14 protein-coding genes are annotated in these 19,462 nt (G+C 66.3%); 4 read left to right on the top strand and 10 right to left on the bottom strand.

What is annotated here, in order from left to right; genetic code table 11:
* Window positions 1–78: 78 nt before the first annotated feature.
* Complete coding sequence (locus tag VGQ44_02815; protein HEV8445718.1) at window positions 79–2,358, bottom strand: VIT domain-containing protein; 2,280 nt, start codon at window positions 2,356–2,358, stop codon at window positions 79–81.
* 144 nt (window positions 2,359–2,502) lie between these two features.
* Here VGQ44_02815 and VGQ44_02820 point away from each other — a divergent pair, with 144 nt between their 5' ends.
* Window positions 2,503–3,609 carry a S8 family peptidase gene (locus VGQ44_02820; GenBank protein HEV8445719.1) on the top strand — a complete coding sequence of 369 codons (1,107 nt, stop codon included), beginning with the start codon at window positions 2,503–2,505 and terminating at the stop codon, window positions 3,607–3,609.
* Window positions 3,610–3,632: 23 nt separating this feature from the next.
* Here VGQ44_02820 and VGQ44_02825 read toward each other — a convergent pair whose 3' ends face one another.
* The 5 genes from VGQ44_02825 to VGQ44_02845 are packed head-to-tail and all read right to left on the bottom strand — an operon-like array spanning window position 3,633 to window position 8,187.
* Window positions 3,633–4,454, bottom strand: coding sequence for a sugar phosphate isomerase/epimerase family protein (locus tag VGQ44_02825; protein ID HEV8445720.1), 822 nt, complete (start codon window positions 4,452–4,454; stop codon window positions 3,633–3,635).
* Window positions 4,451–5,233, bottom strand: coding sequence for an NAD-dependent epimerase/dehydratase family protein (locus VGQ44_02830; GenBank protein HEV8445721.1), 783 nt, complete (start codon window positions 5,231–5,233; stop codon window positions 4,451–4,453). Before VGQ44_02830 ends, VGQ44_02825 begins: the two co-directional genes overlap by 4 nt.
* Complete coding sequence (locus VGQ44_02835) at window positions 5,230–6,030, bottom strand: glycosyltransferase family 2 protein (protein ID HEV8445722.1); 801 nt, start codon at window positions 6,028–6,030, stop codon at window positions 5,230–5,232. Before VGQ44_02835 ends, VGQ44_02830 begins: the two co-directional genes overlap by 4 nt.
* Complete coding sequence (locus tag VGQ44_02840) at window positions 6,027–6,989, bottom strand: glycosyltransferase family 2 protein (GenBank protein HEV8445723.1); 963 nt, start codon at window positions 6,987–6,989, stop codon at window positions 6,027–6,029. The genes VGQ44_02835 and VGQ44_02840 overlap by 4 nt, the downstream gene beginning before the upstream one ends.
* Window positions 6,940–8,187 (bottom strand): FAD-dependent oxidoreductase, encoded by a 1,248-nt coding sequence (locus VGQ44_02845; protein HEV8445724.1) that lies wholly within the window; start codon window positions 8,185–8,187, stop codon window positions 6,940–6,942. The genes VGQ44_02840 and VGQ44_02845 overlap by 50 nt, the downstream gene beginning before the upstream one ends.
* 164 nt (window positions 8,188–8,351) lie before the next feature.
* On the opposite strand from VGQ44_02845, the gene tkt reads away from it, so the two are divergent.
* Window positions 8,352–10,364 carry a transketolase gene (gene tkt, locus VGQ44_02850; GenBank protein ID HEV8445725.1) on the top strand — a complete coding sequence of 671 codons (2,013 nt, stop codon included), beginning with the start codon at window positions 8,352–8,354 and terminating at the stop codon, window positions 10,362–10,364.
* 18 nt (window positions 10,365–10,382) lie between these two features.
* On the opposite strand, the gene VGQ44_02855 is transcribed toward tkt, so the two are convergent.
* From VGQ44_02855 to VGQ44_02870, 4 genes are all read right to left on the bottom strand, one after another.
* A complete protein-coding gene (locus VGQ44_02855) occupies window positions 10,383–10,733 on the bottom strand; it encodes a metal-sensitive transcriptional regulator (protein HEV8445726.1) in 351 nt (116 codons plus the stop codon).
* Window positions 10,730–12,988: a heavy metal translocating P-type ATPase gene (locus VGQ44_02860; GenBank protein HEV8445727.1), complete on the bottom strand. Its 2,259-nt coding sequence runs from the start codon at window positions 12,986–12,988 to the stop codon at window positions 10,730–10,732. The genes VGQ44_02855 and VGQ44_02860 overlap by 4 nt, the downstream gene beginning before the upstream one ends.
* A gap of 160 nt (window positions 12,989–13,148) precedes the next feature.
* On the bottom strand, window positions 13,149–14,189 hold the full coding sequence (locus VGQ44_02865) for a serine/threonine-protein kinase (GenBank protein HEV8445728.1): 1,041 nt from the start codon (window positions 14,187–14,189) through the stop codon (window positions 13,149–13,151).
* Window positions 14,190–14,410: 221 nt separating this feature from the next.
* On the bottom strand, window positions 14,411–16,036 hold the full coding sequence (locus tag VGQ44_02870) for an L-lactate permease (GenBank protein ID HEV8445729.1): 1,626 nt from the start codon (window positions 16,034–16,036) through the stop codon (window positions 14,411–14,413).
* Between the two features lie 176 nt (window positions 16,037–16,212).
* On the opposite strand from VGQ44_02870, the gene VGQ44_02875 reads away from it, so the two are divergent.
* Window positions 16,213–17,268: a hypothetical protein gene (locus tag VGQ44_02875; protein ID HEV8445730.1), complete on the top strand. Its 1,056-nt coding sequence runs from the start codon at window positions 16,213–16,215 to the stop codon at window positions 17,266–17,268.
* Between the two features lie 214 nt (window positions 17,269–17,482).
* The gene (locus VGQ44_02880; protein ID HEV8445731.1) at window positions 17,483–19,393 is read left to right on the top strand and encodes a hypothetical protein; all 1,911 of its coding nucleotides are present in this window, start codon (window positions 17,483–17,485) and stop codon (window positions 19,391–19,393) included.
* The last annotated feature ends 69 nt before the right edge of the window (window positions 19,394–19,462 follow it).

The raw sequence follows: 19,462 nt of genomic DNA on the forward strand, positions 1-19,462 counted from the left end.
TGGTATCCGGTCACCGGTCGCGGGTATCGGAACTGCTGGCTGTCAGCACCCGGTGACCTGTGATCTGTGACCGAAAGTTCACCACGCGTGTACGAGCGCCGTTAGCGCGGCCGGCGCCAGGTCGTTCATCCCACTGTCATCCACTCGAATCACCGCGCTCTTGCCGACCACCACAACCCGATCGCCCAGCGCGAACACCGATTTGAGCTCCGGAAGTTGCTTCAGAATGTCGAAGTATGCGTTCGAGTACGGCTTGACGCTCGTCACCGGCATGCCGGCATGATAGCGCACGTCCGTCCAGGCGCCGTCGCGCAGTGAAAGCGTCCGTCCGTCGATGCGCCGCGTGGTGCGCGCTTCGTCTTTGTCACGCGACACATGGCCCGCGGCGAACGACAACGAGTCGACAACGGCGATGTTGGAAGCACTTCGCTGCGCCGAGGCCGCCTTGGCGGACTCGAACCTGAAACCCGCGGCGTCTGAGACCTGCGCGGCCGGCGCCGCCGCACCTCTTCCGCTGCCGCCACCCGCACCCATCATCGCCGTTCGCACGGGCATGGACTGCGGCTCTGTGACGAGGTACGAAGTGAATTCCGTTGGAATGCCGTATCGCTCGCCGAGCGAACGGATCTCGTCGTCGACCTCGGACGAGCCGCCGTTCTTTCGCTTCTCGGCGCTCAGGTAACCGACGCGCTGCGTCGCCCAGAGACGCGCGACGAACGAGTTCTCGCGGTCGCGATCCGGAAAGTCCACCGTCGACGTCCACGTCACCGTCGTGGTGCCTCGGCGACCCTCGACGATGACTCGTGCTTGACCGTGACCGGAGTAGCGCGCCACCAGCGAAAGATCCCGGTCGGCGAATAGATCGGTCATTTCACCGGGAAGCATCCGCGAGAGGCGCACGTCGCCGTCCACGCGCACGCGAACGTCGGTGAGCATCGGGCCGACGAGACGATTCGCGACGATGCCGATCATTCGTTCTACCGATTCGTCGGGACGCACGAACTGCGACGTTCCGCGCCCCTGAAGGGCCAGCTGCTCGAGGAGACCCACGTTGACGTCTGACCCCAGCCCGAACGTGAAGATCCGCCGCGGTTCTTCGGCGTGGGCGTTGGCGTCGGCGGCCATCGCCGCGAGACGGTCCGGCCGCGTGTCGCCCACGGTCGGCTCCCCGTCGGTCACGAAGAGGATCACGGGCAAACGGCCGCGAACCACGGCCGGGCGCAGCGCCTCGCGCAACGCGCCCTCGATGTTCGTGCTCCCCGACGCGTCGAGCGCGTCCAGGTAGCGCGTTGCGTCACGCACGTTGTCCGGCGTCGCGGAAACAAAGTCGTCGCGGAACGTGTGCACGTCGCTAGAGAAATCGATCAATCGGAACCGGTCCGTTTCGTGAAGCGTCGACAGCAGCTGACGACCCGCCGCGCGCGCCTGCTCGATCTTGCGACCGTTCATCGAACCGGAGACGTCGAGCACGAGCGTGACGTCACGCGGGATGACGTCCGTTCGACGACCCGCGGGCGGTGTCACGCTCAGCAGCGTGAAGCCGTCTTCGTTGCCTGGCGCGTAGTTGAGCGCCGTGATCGCGGCCTCGTTGCGCGCGCGTACCGGAAGGAGCAGCGTCACGTCGCGGGCATCGCCGCGCACGCTGACCACGCGACGACCGTCGCGGTCCGCCACGTCGAGCTGGTGCGTCGGCGAGAATGGGGCGCCGAGCTCCGGCGCCTGACGGTAGGTCAGTGTGAACGATGCATCGCCGCCGTCGCGCACGTTGGTCGTGCCGGGCGCGCCTCCGCGGAAATAGTCAACGCGCAGCGCGTCGCCTTCGCGGGGCGCCACGCTTTGAAACCGCACGACGACCGTCCTTTCGCGGCCAGGCTCGAGCGGGAAGATGCGCGCGTGAAGAAGCCCGTGCCCCATCCATTCGACGAGCGCGGGGTCGCGCCTGGCCCGGACGATTGACTCGTAGATGTTACGGGCCTGGCCGGCGTTCATCGTCTCTCCGGCCACGAGCTCGCCGTCGATCGACAGCGCAAGATTCTGAAAGGCCGCGTTCGTCGGCAGCGGAAACAGATAGTCCGCCTCGCCGAGCGTCGGCCCGCGGTTCACGAACCTCTCTTCGACCTCGTAACGGAGTACGTGGTCGGCGAGCTCCACGCGCACGTCGCTCCGCGTTCGCACGATGTTCGTGGCGCAATCGCGAACGATCGGGGGCGTGCGGCCCTCGAGCGGCTGAATTCCCAGACCGCACGGGCGTGGGACGATCCATCCCTGCGCGCCTAACGCCGGCACGGCGAAGGGGGTGGCAACGACGATTGTGGCGCGAAGAACGCGGCTGCAGAACCTACCCACGACGCGACGCATGATTGGCCCCTGAAGGCGGTACATCAGGGAGACGTCGGTCGCCGGCCAACTTGCACAACGCCTTGCACCGATTGGGCCAACGGGCAGGCATCAAAATCTTTGGATGGAACACCCTGTGGCATGCGCCTTCCCTAGTCGGAGGGCATGCGAAGCACCTTGGTATTAGCCGGCTTCATGGCCGGCACGGCCGCGGTCGGTGGCGCGCTGATCCAGAGTTGCGCGCGACCGCCTCGGCCCGATCCGACGGCCGTCGCGGAGCCCCGAGATCCCGCGGCACTGGCGTCTAGTGAAGTTCGTCCGACGACGATTCTCGAATCTCCCACCGTGTCGCTCGCCCTCGACCGCATCGATCAACACGATCTGCCGCTCGATCGCACGTTCGCGCATTCTGCGACCGGCAAGGGCGTCACGGTCTACGTGTTCGACGGCGGAGTCTCGACGACGCATCCGGAGCTCTCCGGGCGCGTTCGCATCGGGTACACCGGCTTCGCCGAAGATGCGAAGATCTGTAACGCTCACGGCACCGCGGTCGCCGGCGCCATCGGCGGCGCGACGCTCGGCGTCGCACCCGACGTGCAGATCGTGGATGTGAAGATGGTGCAGTGCGAAAAGCTGCGCGGCACCATCAAAGCCATCGTCGACGGAGCCCGTTGGGTGATCGAGGATCACAAGGTGCACCCAGGTCCCGCCATCGCGAACTGGTCGTTCATCGCCGACACGTCGTCGCGAATACCGTCGCTCGATTCCGCAGTTGCGGAGCTCCGAGCCGCGGGCATTCCCGTCGTCGTGTCGGCGGGCAACCTGGACATCGACGCCTGCCGCGTGTCGCCGGCCAATTCACTTGGCGCGATCGTCGTCGGCGCGTCGGCGCTCGCGTCGGAAGAATCCGCCGACGGAACCACTCACACGATCGACCGGCGTGCGCCGAACACAGCCTTTGGTCCGTGCATCGACATCTACGCGCCCGGCGATTCGGTTCTGCTGCCGAGCCTCGACCGGAACAACTCACCGGTGACGCAACTCTGGAACGGCACGTCGATGGCTGCCGGCTACGTGAGCGGAGCGCTCGCCCTGTACTTAGAGACGCACCCAAAGGCAACGCCGGACGAGACCGCTACCGCCGTGGAGCAGGCCGCGACGCTGAACGTCGTACGCGATTCGAAGGCGCCCGTGTCGAGAATGCTGTACGTCGGCGCGGTGGAGACCCGCTTCGCCAGTCGCGTCGCAGTGCGAGGATCGGCGCGACACTGACGTCACACCGCGGCCTCCCGCACTCAGCGGCTCAGGACAGCGTAGGCTCGTTTGGCAACGCGGATCGCGCGCTCCAATCCCTCGATTTGATCGCTCGGGGACGGAGCGCGCATCTCGATTGACACCCATCCCGAGTAGTTCTCACGGGCAAGCGCCGACGCCGCGCTTTCGTGCGCCGACTGGCTCGACAGAAGACCGAGATGCGGCTCACTCGCGTGAACGTGGGCGACGAACGCGGCGGCTCGCGCGATTGCGTCCTCGGGATTCTCGTTGGCCAAGATCATCCCGCCCACGTCGGCGTTGAGGCGAATCGACGAGTCGTCGACCATCCGGCAGAGTTCGATCGCCTCGGACGTGCGTGTGATGAAATCGCAGCCGTATTCGGTCGGATTCGCCTCGAGGCAGAAGATCACGCCGCGATCGCGGGCGTGTGGCGCGAGCGCGCGGAAGAAGTCGGCGGCCTGGCGCATCGCGTCGTCGGTCGAACGCTCGCCGCGAACGCGATTCTTGGGCGATCCGTACACGAGTGTTCGCGCTCCGACCGCGGCCGCGAAGTCGGCGACTCTTCGCAGGTGATCCATCATGGCTCGACGCTCCGGTTCGCTGCCGAGGAGTTGAAGCTCGGGCCGGCCGAACAAGAGCGATTGCAGCGAGACGATGGGCAGTCCACGATCTTCCCAGCTCTTGCGCAAGTCAGCGACATCCGCGGCCGGCGCGTCGTACGGCGCGGCGCGCCACTTGGTCGGGGCGAGCTCGACACCGCCTACGCCTTCGCGCACGAGCACCGCAGCCGCCGCGTCGTCGGCGTTCGCATCCCAGGCGATGTTCGAGACGGCCAGTCTCACGGGGACTTCGTCCGTTCGCGCGCCACGTACGCCGCGATTCCGCGGAGCACTCGAGCCGAAGTCTCGATGTAGGCCCCTTCGCCGCCGAACAACCCCGCGTGCCGCGTGCGCATGTCGTAGCGCGCCGGATTCGCCGAGACGGGATTGTCGAATTCGATGCCGAACGCCGAGCGCGCCACGTCGGCGACGCTCACGGGCTCGGTCGGCAGGTGTACCAGGGGAAGCCGGCTTCGCATCGCGATGTCGAGGTCACTCCACAGCCGCTTCGTGTCGTAGAACTGAAAGATGCCGCGCGAGTCGATCTTCCGTACGTCATTGTCGTGCAGAAAGTCGAAGATCACATTCTTCTTGAGACCGGGGCCGTAGAGTCCCGGCAGACGCACGATCGTCGTGTCGAAGCGCGACGAGATCAGTTCTTCGAGCACACGCCGGTCCCGGCCATAGGCGTGAAGTCCGTCCGTCGCGACCGGCGAATTCTCGTCGACGCCGACTGGCGATCCAAACACGTCGACTGTGGACAACAGGACGAAGCGTGTCGCCGACGCCCGAGTCACGGCGCCCGCCAGGCGCTCGATGTTGGCCAGATCGCGCACGGGGTCCGCGTTCGCCTTCCATTTTTCGGCCGGCGCGCCGGCGCAAACGATCAGATCGAACGACTGGCCGGCGATCTCTTCGATGTTGCGCGAATTGAAGAGCGCGTCGAATCCGCGCTGCGCGAGGAGATTTCCGCCGACGAAGCCGGTGTAGCCGATGAGCGCGGCGGTCTCTCGCGCAGTCACGGATCGAAACGGCCGAGCACGGCAGCGGCCAGCGTGCGGAGAACGAGAAGGTTGCCCTTCACCGGGCTGATCTTCGTCGGCGTCTTTCCGGTTTCGGGATAACGGCGTGTCACTGGCGTCTCGGTCACGCGGAAGCCGAGGCGGGCGGCGCGTATCGCCAAGTAATAGTGGAGCTCGTACCCCATGAACACATCGCGAAGCGGCGCGACGCGCGGATCCGCGAGCAGGCGTCGGCTGTAGGCGCGAAATCCGTTCGTCGTGTCGGTGTAACGCGTGCCGGCGGCGATGCTGATCATCGGCGCATGAATCAACTTCACGGCCCAGGTGCGGCTCGGCGGCGTGTTGATGCCGTGTCCCCCAGGAACGTATCGCGAACCTTGCACGTGGTCGTATCCGGCGTCGAGCAGCTCGATCATGCGCGGCAGCGCGTCGAGGTCGTCCTTTCCGTTGCCGTCGATCACGACCATTCCGTCGTAGCCCTCGTCCAGCGCGAAGCCGACCGCCATCCGCATTTGGGCGCTGAGGCGCCCGGGTCCTCGCTTGATCAGGAGGGCACGCAGCCGAAAATCCGCGAGCGAATCGGCCGCGAGCGACCCGTCCGTGCTGCCGCCGTCGGCCACGACGATGTCGATCCGGTCGGCGAAACGCGCCATCGCGGCGAGCTGCTTTCGTACGCGCTCGCCCTCGTTGATCACGAAGACCGCGACGCAGTATCGCTGACGCTTTTCGCCGAAGACGAAGCGTTCGTGCTCGGGAACGCCCGGCGCGCTCACGATGGTGGGCGCCGGCGCGGTCACTCCGCCGTCTTCCCGACGACGTTTCTTCGTTCTTCGCGCAGCAGCACGGAGCTCGTGTGCTCTTCGCGCACGTAGTAAGCCGGCCGGTCCCGCAGCCGAAGCGAGATGCTGCCCACGTACTCGCCGATCGCCGCCAGCACGAGCGCGAGGACGATGAACACCACCGCCTCGTGGAACGCCGCGCCGGCGATTTCGCCCACCGCCGAGTGAAGCATCACGAGCACGAGATTCAGCACCGCCAGCCCGACGCCCGCCCAGACCGCCAGACGAAGCGGATGCGTGGTCGAGTCGATGATCAGCGCGCGCGCGAGGTCGATGGCGTCGCCCTTCGGGCGCACCGTCGTCGTACCAGACCGGTTGATCGGCGAATACGGAAACGGCTGCTTCCGAAAGCCGATGTACGACGTGAGCATTCGCAGGTATTGGTCGGGGCCGCGAATCTGCGTCAGCGCGTTCACGACCTGCCGGCTCATGCATCGGAATTGTGTCGAGTCTCGCGGAATCCCGAGCCTCGCGACGTCGTTCATGTACCAATAGAAGGCGCGCGCGCCCGTCCGATACCAGAACGGCTCGTTCTTCCGGTGCAGTCGCACTCCGTAGACGACGTCGGTGTCGCCGCGCGCTCGCTCGAGAAAGTCGGGGATGAGCGCCGGCGGATCCATGCTCGGCAACATCACCACGACGTAATCGCCGATGGCTACATCGAGCCCAGCGGTGATCGCGGTTTCTTCGCCGAAGTGACGCGAGAGGCGCAGAAAGCGAAGAAAATCGTGGCGCTCGAGCAGCGTGCGGACGCGCGCGACGGTCGCCTCGGGGGCTCCGTCGTCCACGAGAATGATCTCGTGGTGCGAGACGAGGCCGCCCAGCACGGCGACCGTCTCCTCGACGAACGCCTCGACCGCGCCGGGGCTATCGCCTTCCAGCGGGGCGACGATCGAAATCAGGGAGTCGGCGGACATCGGTCGGGGTGGGACGTGGAACGCGCCGCGCGGGCCGCTGGTCGAGCTCCGCGAGCAACGCGTCTTCGACGTCGTACACGCTGTCGATCTTCGCGCCCAGCACCGTGATCAGCGCGGGGTGCTCGGCGCAGCGACGCAGCAGAATCGGTCGGCTGTCGTCCTTCTCGCTGCGCGGCATGACGGTCTTGATCTCCCAGATCGAGTCGGCGTACCGCGTGGTACGCATCGCCGGAAGGTAACGCGCCGCGTCGCGCATCATGTGGTCGAAGCGCGAGCTCCCGGCCAACGTGCGAAGTTCCACCACGGGAGAGTCGGGCTTGTCGTTCCAGCTGAAGTGCGGCGTGTAGCGCACGTGGCTCAGCGTGTGGAGACCGCGCGACGGATAGGGCATGAGCGAAAAGAACGGACCGTCCATCACCGTCACCGCCGCGCCGTCGAGCGCATCGGGCGGCTCGACGAGCGCGAGCTCGGTGAGCTCGTGCTTCGCCGGAATCGGTTCCGCCTTCGATGCGTTCAGCACGTGGTTGAGGCGCGAGTAGGTGCAGTTGAGCGCGAGCGCCGCGTGCACGGGCGGAGCGGCGGACCGGAAGACCGGGGGGGCCGCCAGCGTATTCAGCCCGACGACGAGCCCCGACGGCGTCGTCGCCACCGCCACGGCCTCCGTCGACAACGAAACCTCGACGCCGGCGTTTTGGAGCTCGCGAGCCATCCTCACACGCAGCGCCGCCGCGTCGAAGGCACACTCCTCGACCTCGAAGACCGCCTCGATCCGCGATCCGTCGAACAGCTTGGCGACCCGCGACGGCGCGGCGGCGAGCGGCGCTTCGATGCGGCGGCAGAACTCAACGAACTGGCCCGCCGTGACCTTCGACATGCCGCGTGCCACCGCGTAGTAGTGCGTGAACGAGCGGTGCACGCAGTCCGAATACTCGTTGAGAAACCGCCGGTAATTCAGGCGCGAGCGGAGCGACGTCAGGATGCTGCGCGGATAGTGGTATCCGTTGTGCACACGCGCTTGGTTCCGGGCCGAGGCCCGAGACAGCAGCGACGCTTCGCGCTCGACGAGCAGCACGCGGAGGCCGCGCCGACGCAGCATGAGCGCGAGGCGCGCGCCGTAGAAGCCGCCGCCGATCACGATCGCGCCGTAGCTCGACGAGGTCGTCGGAATTGGGGAGGAAAAGCGCGTGGTCTCGTTCATCGCCGCCGTCTGGGAGACGACGCCTGTCGGGCACGGTAACGCCGGTGCTCGCGGCCAACCACGGTTTCGTCACCTCGGCGCTTCACTGCTACGCTCGGAATTCTGCTGTCGGCACCTTGTGAGCTAACTTCTGCACGCCCCTTCATCCAACGCACCGACCCGCGATGACCGCGACCGCGACCGACCTCGACCTCCTCTGCATCAATACCGTCCGCACCCTGTCCATGGACGCCGTCCAGGCAGCCGAGTCCGGACACCCGGGCACGCCGATGGCGCTGGCGCCGCTCGGTTACGTGCTCTTCACGCGCACGATGCGCTTCGACCCGGCGGATCCCGCGTGGTTCAACCGCGATCGGTTCATCCTGTCGTGTGGACACGCGTCGATGTTGTTGTACTCGTGTCTCTACCTGACCGGCTACGACCTCTCACTCGACGACATCAAACAGTTCCGCCAGTGGGGAAGCAAGACGCCGGGGCACCCGGAGCACGGCCACACGCCGGGCGTCGAGACGACCACCGGTCCGCTCGGACAGGGAATCGGCAACGCCGTCGGCATGGCGGTGGCCGAAACGCATCTCGCCGCCGCGTTCAACAAGCCGGGACACGAAATCGTCGACCACTTCACGTACTTCATCTGTAGCGACGGCGATCTCATGGAAGGCATCTCCCACGAGGCGGCGTCGTTCGCCGGACACTTCAAGCTCGGCAAGCTGATCGGCTTCTACGACGACAACCACATCACCATCGACGGCAAGACCGATCTCACGTTCACCGACGACACCGCCAAGCGGTTCGAAGGCTATGGCTGGCAGGTGCTCCACATCGCCGACGTGAACGACCTCGAGGCAATCGAGGGCGCCATCGCCGAAGCGAAGAACGACAGCGAGCGTCCGACGCTGATCATCACACGCTCGCATATCGGCTACGGCAGTCCTCGCCAGGACTCGGAGAAGGCGCACGGCGAAGCGCTCGGCAAGGAGAACGTCGTCATCACCAAGCAGAATTACGGATGGCCGACGCTCGACACGTTCTTCGTGCCCGCCGAAGCGCTCGCCGAATGGCGCCAGGCGAAGGATCGCGGCGCGCGCTACCACGACGAGTGGAACGCGCGGTGGAAGTCGTACGCCGACGCGAACCCCAAGGATGCGGCGGAGCTCGAGCGGCGGCTGGCCGGAAAACGTCCCGCCAACTGGGAGGCCAAGCTCCCGACGTTCACGGCGGAAAACGGCACGATCGCCACGCGCGCGGCCTTTGGCGCAACGTTGAACGCGACGGCGGATCTGCTTCCCGAGCTCGTAGGCGGTTCGGCGGACCTCACGCCGTCGAACAACACGTCGGTCAAAGCCTGGCAGAACTTCACGCCTGCCTCGCCGGGTTCGCGCTACGTCCATTTCGGCATTCGCGAGCACGGCATGGCGGCGATCATGACCGGCATGGCGCTGCACGGCGGCATCCTCCCGTACGGCGGCACGTTTCTCATCTTCTCCGATTACATGCGGCCGTCGGTGCGGCTGGCGGCGCTCATGGGCGCGCGCGTCATCTACATCTACACACACGACTCCATCGGACTCGGCGAAGATGGGCCGACGCACCAGCCGATCGAGCAGCTCTCGTCGCTCCGCGCCATTCCGGGCCTCAACGTCGTTCGCCCCGCCGACGCCAACGAGACCGCCGTCGCGTGGAAAATGGCGGTGGATCAGCCGGCGGGCCCGGTAGCTCTGATTCTCACGCGACAGAAGGTGCCGTTCATCGATCGCTCGAAGTACGGATCGGCCGAAGGACTGATGCAGGGTGCGTATGTCCTGGCGGATTCCCCAGGGAACGAAAAGCCGCGGGTTGTGCTGATGTCATCAGGGTCCGAAGTGCAGCTCGTGCTCGCGGCCCAAAAGACCCTCGCCGATCGCGGCGTCGCGGCACGCGTCGTTTCCATGCCCTCCATGCAAGTGTTCGAGAAGCAGCCGAAAGCGTACCAAGACGCGGTGCTGCCGCCGGGCATTCCGCGCGTGGCCATCGAGGCGGCGCAGCCGATGTCGTGGTACCAGTGGGTCGGGTTGTCGGGCGAAGCGATCGGGCTGCACCGATTCGGCGCGAGCTCGCCCTACGAGCGGATCTACAAGGAACTGGGAATCACCGCCGACGCGGTCGTCGATGCGGCCCTTCGAGTGACGTCGGCCTGATCCAATGGTGCGCGCGCGTCAGCGCGCGTGGCGGTACATCATCTCGACCAGCTCGTCATACATCGACTCGGCCTCCGACGCTCCGGCGCGAATGGCCGAGCTCGCGCAGTGGCGCAGATGGTTTCGCATCAGTTCGCGCCCGACGCTGCGCAGCGCTTCGTGCACTGATGAGATCTGCGTCATCACGTCGGCGCAGTAGCGGTCCTCCTCGACCATTTTTTGTAGACCGCGCACCTGTCCTTCGATGCGGCGAAGGCGTTTGAGGTTTCGCGCCTTGATGTCCGGATCGACGGCGACGGCCTTTCGGCCGCCCCCCGTGCCGGCGTGCACGTCGCACGCGCAGTCGGCGACTGCATGATCGTGTTTCACGGCGTCCACCTCCGCAAACGAAGACTGTTTCCGACGACGCTCACGGAGCTGAGCGCCATGGCGGCGCTGGCGACGATCGGGTTGAGCAAAACGCCGAACCGCGGAAAGAGCACGCCTGCGGCGAGTGGAATCCCGATGACGTTGTAGACCATCGCCCAGAAGAGATTCTCGCGGATCGTGCGCATGGTCCGGCGCGAAAGGGCGATCGCGTCGGCGACGCCGGCGAGATCAGGGCGCATCAACGTGACTTCGCTCGCGTCCATGGCGACGTCCGTGCCCGTTCCGATCGCGATGCCGACGTCCGCCCGCGCGAGCGCCGGCGCATCGTTGATTCCGTCGCCGACCATCGCGACGACGCGCCCCGCTTGCTGTTGTCGTTCCACCTCGGCGGTCTTCTGTGCCGGAAGGAGGTTCGCCGAGACGCTAGCGATGCCCGCTTCGGCGGCGATGGCGTGCGCTGTGCGCTCGTTGTCGCCGGTGAGCATCATGACGTCGAGTCCCAAGCCGTTCAGTCGTGCGATCGCCGGCCGAGACGTCTCTCGGAGTCGATCCGCGACCGCGATGACACCGAGCATGCTGCCGCCGCTCGCGACGAAGGCGAGCGTCTTCCCGTCATCCGACAATCGAGAGGCGGCATCGGCGAGATCCTCGGGAATCGGGGTCGTTTCCGCCACGAATGCCGCCGTTCCCACGATCACTTCCTTTCCGTCGACGTGAGCCCTCGCGCCGTGCCCCGGCTCCGCGCTGAACCCGACCGCCGCGCGACGGTCCGCCTGCACGGCGTCGGCATGTTCGACGATCGCACGGGCGATCGGATGTTCCGACAGCCGCTCGACACTGGCGGCGGCACAAAGGAGCGTGGTGCCGTCGACTCCGCGGACGGGCACTACATCGGTCACGGCTGGTCGGCCGTTTGTCACCGTACCGGTCTTGTCGACCAGCACCAAGTCGACGCTTCCCGCCCGTTCAAGCGCCCGACCGCCCTTGATCAACACACCACGCTCGGCGCCCTTTCCCGTCGCCACCATCACGGCTGTAGGCACGGCGAGGCCCATGGCACACGGACAGGCGATGATCAGCACCGAGACGCTCGCCGCGATCGCCTGCGCCGCGTGTTCGCGCCCGCCCAAGATGAGCCACGCGACGAGCGTCGCGAGAGCGATCGCAAGGACCACGGGCACGAACACACCGCTCACGCGATCGGCGAGATTTTGAATCGGCGCGCGCGTCGCCTGCGCATCGCGCATCAGGCGGACGATGCGAGCGAGCGCGCTGTCTTCGCCGAGCGACGTCGCACGCGCGACCAAGGCGCCTCCGCCGTTGACCGTGCCGCCGAATACTGGAGCGCCGACGACCTTGCTCACCGGCATCGATTCGCCTGTGAGCATCGACTCGTCGACGGCGCTCGATCCCTCGACGATCTCGCCGTCCACGGGCACTCGCTCGCCCGGCCGTACCAACACGAGATCTCCGAGCCGCACGAGCTCGATCAGGACGTCGTGCTCGGTGCCGTCGCGCAACACCCGTGCGCGCGGCGGCTGCAAGTCGACGAGCCGGCGGAGCGCCGACGTCGTCTGACCTTTCGCGCGCGCTTCCATGGCGCGGCCGGCGAGCACGAACGCGAGAATGAAGACGACCGCTTCGTAATAGACCTGCGGCTGCACGCCGTGCCGGGCGAGCAATTGCGGACTCGCCGTCGCCACAGCCGAGAAGATGAAAGCCGCGCCGGTGCCGACGCTGATGAGCGTGTTCATGTCGGCGGCACGATGTCGCAGCGCATTCCAGGCGCGCGAATAGAAGTCCCGCCCCGCCCACAGCATCACGGCGAGTGTGGCGACGAGCATGACCCACCACGCGCTCGGCGCCGAGGCGCCGGTCTCGGACATCGCCGACATCGAAGACTTGGACATCGAGACCGCCATCTCGACGACGCCCACGGCGAGCGCGAAGCCGGCCTTGGCGCGCAGGTCGCGGAATTCATCGCGTCGCTTTTTGTCCTGCTCAGCCTGCGCTCGATGCACGCTCGGCGCTTCGCTCGCGAGCTCGGCGCCGTAGCCGGTCGCCCGAATCGCGTCGACAAGCGCTGCCGGTGACGATCGCGACGGATCGTAGGTCACCGCCGCGCTGTTCATCATGAGGTTCACGACGGCATCGTCGACGCCGGGCGACTTGGCGAGCGCCCGCTGAACGCGCGCCTGGCACGCGGCGCAGGTCATTCCCGTGACTGGAATCGTGATCGAGGCTCTCTCGCCCATGGCTGGAAGATACCCCCCCACCCTATGCTCTGCAACGGACCACCGCCGTCCTCAACGCTTTCCTCTTGGCCAGGCTCGGCGCATCCGCGGTCAGCGAGGACCCAAAACGCAACGGCCCGCCTCGAGGCGGGCCGTCGGTAAACTCAGCAGGCGGGGCGCGTCAGGTCAGCGTCCACCGTATCGCGGTTCTCAGCGCCGTTCCGAGCAGCGCCAGCTCGGCGGCAAGACGACTTCGAAACAGCGCCGCGGCATGCGCGCCCGCGACATGAAACCATCGACGCGATTTGGTTGCCGTCGACAACGCGGCGGCCATCGTTCGCCCATCCTTCCAGCGTAGATCGCGCTCCTTCGCTAGACCACGGTCGATCGCGTCGGTCAGCGGCGCGGGCGCGTTCGGCACGAGAGACCGCAACGGCACGTGCAGTTCGCCGATGTGTTTCGCCGCCAGCGCCTCGAACGTCGGGGCGTCGAACGGCAACTTTCCGCTCAGCATGTAGTAGCCGAGTACTCCCAACGAGTAGAGATCGCTCCGCCCGTCGAGCACCAGTTCGCCCACGGCCTGCTCAGGCGACATGTAGTGCGGCGTGCCGAACACGCGCGAGACCTCGCTGCGGACCGGATCGAGCGAGCGCACCAACGCGACACCGAAGTCGGTGAGCATCGCGCGCCCCGTACCGCGCTCGATCAGAATGTTTTCCGGCTTGAGGTCGCGGTGGATCACCCCGTCGCGATGCGCCGAGTCGAGTGCGAGCGCGAGATCGCGCAGCAGTCGACGAACCTCGTCCGGCTGGATGCGTCGCTCGCGTCGCACGCGCTCAGCGAGCGATTCACCGTGCACGTACTTCATGACGATGTACACCAGGTCGCCGGCTTCGCCGAAGCCGTACACCGGAACGATTCCCGGATGGCTGAGTCGCGCCGTCAGCCGCGCCTCACGCCGAAACCGCTCGCGATGTTCCTCCGACGACGCGAACTCGTAGCGCAACGCCTTGATCGCGACGAGGCGATGCAGAGCGATGTCGCGGGCGAGAAACACGACGCCCATGCCTCCGCGACCGAGCTCGCGAACGACCTGAAACTGTGTGCCGAGATGCTCGGCGATCTGATCGCGCTCCCACGTACGCGAGACCGCGAGCGATGCCGACGTGGGCATCTCGAGCGTATCTGCGTAGGGATCGACGAGTAACGACAGGGAGCTCATTGCTGAAAAACCGAACTGGGACCGTTGAGCGCACCGTCGCGCTCTTTTCTCTCAGACACTCGAAAGCTTTGACACCCGAGCGCCCGAAAGCGTTTCCCTCACGACGCGCCGGTCGCACACGACGTCGTGCAAAATCCTACGGAAGCGTGCGACGAAAAGTTCCGTCGCGCGTTTGCGGCGTCTTCCGTCGGTTTGTTGTCCCGGTCTACCGGCCTACCGGCCTACCGAACCAGCATCCCCGTAAACACATACTGCTGCAGCAGAACGAGGACCCCGACCAGCGACGCCAGCGCCAAGCTATGGAAGAAGACGAAGCGGAGAATCCGCCACTCGTGGCCGTTCCAGCCCGTAGCCGTGCTCGCCACGACGATGCTCTGGGCGTCGATCATCTTCCCCATCACGCCTCCCGAGCTGTTGGCTGCCGCCATCAGCACCGGATCGAGCGACAGCTTGGTCGCCGTGATCTTCTGTAGGCTCCCGAACAGCACGTTCGATGACGTGTCGCTTCCGGTGAGCGCGACGCCGAGCCAGCCGAGCATCGCGGCGAAGAACGGGTATGCGGCGCCGGTGTGCGCGAAGGCGAGACCGAGGATCGCGTCTTCACCCGAGTATCGCGTCGTGTAGCCGAGGGCGAGCATGGCGGCGATCGTCAGCAGCGATCGCCAGACAACCCGGAAGGTCGTGACGTAGCGGCGCAGCAGATCGACGATCGAATACTTGAGCGCGAACCCCGCAATCAGCGCCGCGACGAGGATGGCGGTTCCCGTCGCCGACAGCCAGTTGAGCGAAAAGACGGCGGCTTCTGGGGTGGGCTTGGGAACGACCGGCGGCACGCGCGAGACCATCCTGTCCAGACCGGCGATCGGAATGTTCGGAGAGGAGATGTGGTTGAGAAAATTCTTGACCTGCGGCGTACCCCACGCGAACACGACGACGACGAGCACGATCCACGGGACGAGAGCCACGCGCAGCGGCGGCGCCGCTCGCTCGCCTACGGTGGCCGGAGACGCCGCCGGCGCATCTTCGCGCTCGAATCGGCCGCCCCGCCAGTAACGCAGGAAAACCGCGAGCGCGAGCATCGAGCACGCTGAGGCCACGATGTCCACGAGCCAAGGCCCGTGGTAGTTCGACACGAGAAACTGCGGGATGGCGAACGAGACGCCGGCGACGAGTAACGCCGGCCATAGCTCGCGGACGCCGCGGAATCCGGCGTAGGCCGCGATTAGCCAGAACGGCACGATGACGGAAAAAAACGGGAGTTGGCGACCAACCATGGCGCTCAGCGATCGCAAGTCGAGGCCGGTGACGCCCTGAAGCGCGATGATGGGCGTGCCAAGCGCGCCGAAGGCCACAGGTGCCGTGTTCGCGATGAGCGAGAGCGCCGACGCCTCGAGCGGCGGAAAGCCCAGTCCGATCAGCATCGCGCCGGTCACGGCGACCGGGGTGCCGAATCCGGCGGCGCCCTCGAAAAACGCGCCGAACGCGAACGCGATCAGGAGCAGCTGGAGCCGGCGGTCCGTCGTGATCCCGGCGATCGCGCGCTGAAGCGCGATGAACACTCCGCGCTCTTCGGTGATACGGTAGAGGAAGATGACGTTGAGCACGATCCACCCGATGGGCAGCATGCCGTACGCGGCTCCAAGCAACGCGGCGCGGGCCGCGAGCGCCGGAGGCATACCGATGATGGCGACCGCGACCATCAGCGCTGCCGCCAGCCCCGAGAGCGCGGCGACGTGGGCGGGCACCTTCCTCGACGCGAGGAGTCCCAGCAAAACGACGAGCGGGAGAGCGGCCGCGATGGTCGACAGCGGTCCGTTCAGGGGGTCGTAGTTCTGAAGCCAGGGCATCGGTCGCGAGAAGGCGAGGGTTCACGGCGAGCTGCGAGGGGCGAGCTGCGGCGAACTGCCGGGGAGGGCGCTGGCAAACGACCGGCTGAGCTTACTCGTCTTTCACCTACATTCCAATACCCACTCACCTCCAGGCGCGCTCGTAGTAGGCGCGCTCCTCGCCTCGTCTTGTGTATATGAAACCCAGTCGATTCGACCACCGCGCCTGGCCGACACTGGCGGCCAGAGTGGTTTTGGCGTCGCTCGCCTGGCGTCTTTGCGTCTCGACAGCTTCGGCGCAGCGTCCCGCCTCGGACTCTTCGCGCGGCCGATCGCGACCCACGGCGACCAAGAGCGCGCCATCGAAGACGCCGGCCAAGTCGGCGGTCAAAACGCCGCCGAAGGCCGCGCCAAAGCCGGCGGCCGACCCTCCCAAGTGGCCGGTCGACGCTCCGGATCCGCTCCCCGGCTCGATTCTGCCGGCCAAACGGATCGTCGCGTTTTACGGCAATCCGCTCTCGAAGCGGATGGGCGTGCTTGGGGAGCTCGATTCGGTCGCGATGCTCGCGAAGCTCGACAAGGAGGTCGCCGCGTGGAACGCCGCCGACCCGACCCACCCGGTACAGCCGGCGCTTCATCTCATCGCCGTCGTCGCGCAGAGCACGCCGGGCGTCGCCGGCAAGTATCGCATGCGCATGGACAGCGCGCTGATCGAGAGGGTCTATAGCTGGGCAAAATCGAAGAACGCGATCATGTTCCTGGACGTCCAGGTCGGACAGGGGACGCTGCAGGAAGAGCTGCCGCGGCTGATGCCGTTCCTATCGCGCCCTGACGTCCACCTCGCCATCGACCCCGAGTTCTCGATGAAGTACCACAACGTCCCCGGTACGCGTATCGGGACGTTCAACGCCGAGGACATCAACTACGCGTCCGGGCTGCTGCGCGATCTCGTGACGCAGCTGCATCTCCCGCCGAAGATTCTCATCGTCCACCGATTCACGCGCGACATGCTCACGGGCTACAAGCGCATCACGCTCGACCCGCGCGTGCAGATCGTGATCAACATGGATGGGTGGGGTCCGCCCGCACTCAAGCGCGAATCGTACCGAGCATACGTGTACTCGTATCCGGTCGAGTACACGGGGTTCAAGCTCTTCTACCACAACGACACGAAGAAGAAGGGGAGCACGCTCATGACGCCGGCGGACGTGCTCTCACTCAACCCCAAGCCGCTGTACATCCAGTACCAGTAGTCGGACGCCGCGCCACGCATCGGATGCAAGAACGGCCGCCCAAAAGAGGCGGCCGTTTTTTGTAGGTCCAAGGGAACGGCGACGGACGGAATCGAACCGCCGATGCGCCGATTTTCAGTCGAGCACCATGCCGCTCTGAGCCGCGCGGCCTCCCTATTGCAGAGCGCTGCTGACTTGTTGTTGTCACCAACCCAAGCGTTCGAGGGAGCGTTCCATGTCGCGTGCTCGGTTGCGGTCCGTGCTTGCCGCCGCAGTTCTCGGTGCGATCCTGTTTGAAGGATGCGGTGGAGACGACAACGGCGGCACGACGACGCTCACTCCGGCCATCTCGATCACGCTATCGGCATCGTCGCTGTCCGTCGTGCAGGGCACGACGGGCACGGTCACCGTCACCCTCGCGCGCACGGGCGGCTTCTCCGGCGATGTCGCGATTGGGGTGACGGGCCTGCCTACCGGCGTCACCGTATCGTCGGCGACGATCGCTTCGGGCGCGACGTCGGCGACGCTTACCTTCACCGTCGCCGCGAACGCCGCGCCAGGGAATTCCTCGGTAACGATCAACGCGTCCGGAACGGGGGTCACGGCGGCTTCGGCAACGGTTGCGCTGACGGTGACCGCGGCCACCGTCTCCGGGAACTACACCCTGACGGCAAGCCCCGCGGCTCCGTCGATCGCGCAGGGCGGATCCGCGACTGTTGTCATCACGGTCAACCGCACCGGCGGCTTCGCCGGGCCGGTGGCGCTCGCGGTCACCGGCGCGGCGAATGGACTCGGCGCGACGCTCGCGACGGCCAGCACCACAGGAACGACGGACACGCTGACGCTCACCGCCTCCGCGACCGCTACCGTCGGTGCGCAAACGCTCACCATCAAGGGTACGTCGACCGGCCTCACCGATCAGACCGTCACGGTGCAGGTCACCATCACGGCACAAACATCGTCCGGCAATGTCACGTGGCAGTTCTGCGGCTCTCTCGGGATTCCGATCTGGGTCGCCTTCCAGGACGGCACGAGCGGCGCGTGGACGCACGTCGTCGGGACGAACGACTCGTACACGTTCAACGTCACGCAGTCCGTCGGCGGTGTTGCATACGTGCTGCCTTACGCAACCGGTGGCTTCGACCTCGAGGTCTTCTACGGATCGAAGGCGGATCTGCAGGGCCGGGCCAACGAAGTCTGTAACGGCGCCGTCGGCGCAGGAAAGACGGTCACCGCCGCGGTGGCGGGAACCGCCACGGGCGACGTCGTGCTCGGGAGCCTCGGACCTTCGGCGGGAGTGGTGGCCGGATCGACGATGACGTTCTCGAACGTGCCGAATGGCAACCTCGATCTCGTCACCGGCAGATCTACGCTGACAATCAACGGCACCTCGGTCTCGTTCAACCTCGCGAAGATGATCATACGCCGGAACCTGAACCCGGCCGCGGGGAGCGCGCTCGCCACGATCGACTTCGGCGCGGCCGAGGCGTTCGCGCCGGTGACGAAGAACCTCACGATCACCAACCTCGGCACCGACATTTCGACGCTGGTTGGCCTCTACTTCACGACGAACAACACGTTCGCGACCTATTTCCTCGACCCCACCAGCGGCGGCGCGAGCCGCACCTACGCCGGCGTGCCAGCCGCGAACCAAGTGACGGGCGATCTGCACGTGCTCGCGATCCTGGCGTTGCCGAGTCTCACCGGAACGACCCCGCAGCGAGAGGCGTTGTTCGCATTCCACACCGCCGTGGACGAGACGTTCGCGCTCGGCCCCGCTCTCACCGCGCCGACCGTGTCGACGCTGTCGGCGACGGGATATGCGCGTCTGCGCGCGGCGATCAGCGTCCAGTCGCAGTACAACAAGCTCTTCATGTTCACCGCGACGCAAGCTGGCGCCGCGCCGCGCAAAGCGACGATCCAGCAAACGGCCGGCTATTCGAGCGCCTCGACGCTCAACCTCGACGTTCCGGATCTGTCGGGCGTGCAGGGCTTCGACGTGAACTGGGGTCTCAAGGCCGGCACGCTCGTCAATTGGACCGTGAGCGCGACTGGGTGGGCCGGAGCGGCTGGCATCGGGCAGCCGCCGTTCACCGACGGAGGAAGCTTCATGTTCGCGTCCTTCCCGGGCACGATTACGCCATGACGTTCGGCAAGTGCGACTGACGGAGACGAAAACGGCCGCCCAACGAGGCGGCCGTTTTCGTCGAATTGT

The organism is Gemmatimonadaceae bacterium (assembly GCA_036003045.1).
Lineage (GTDB): Bacteria > Gemmatimonadota > Gemmatimonadetes > Gemmatimonadales > Gemmatimonadaceae > JAQBQB01.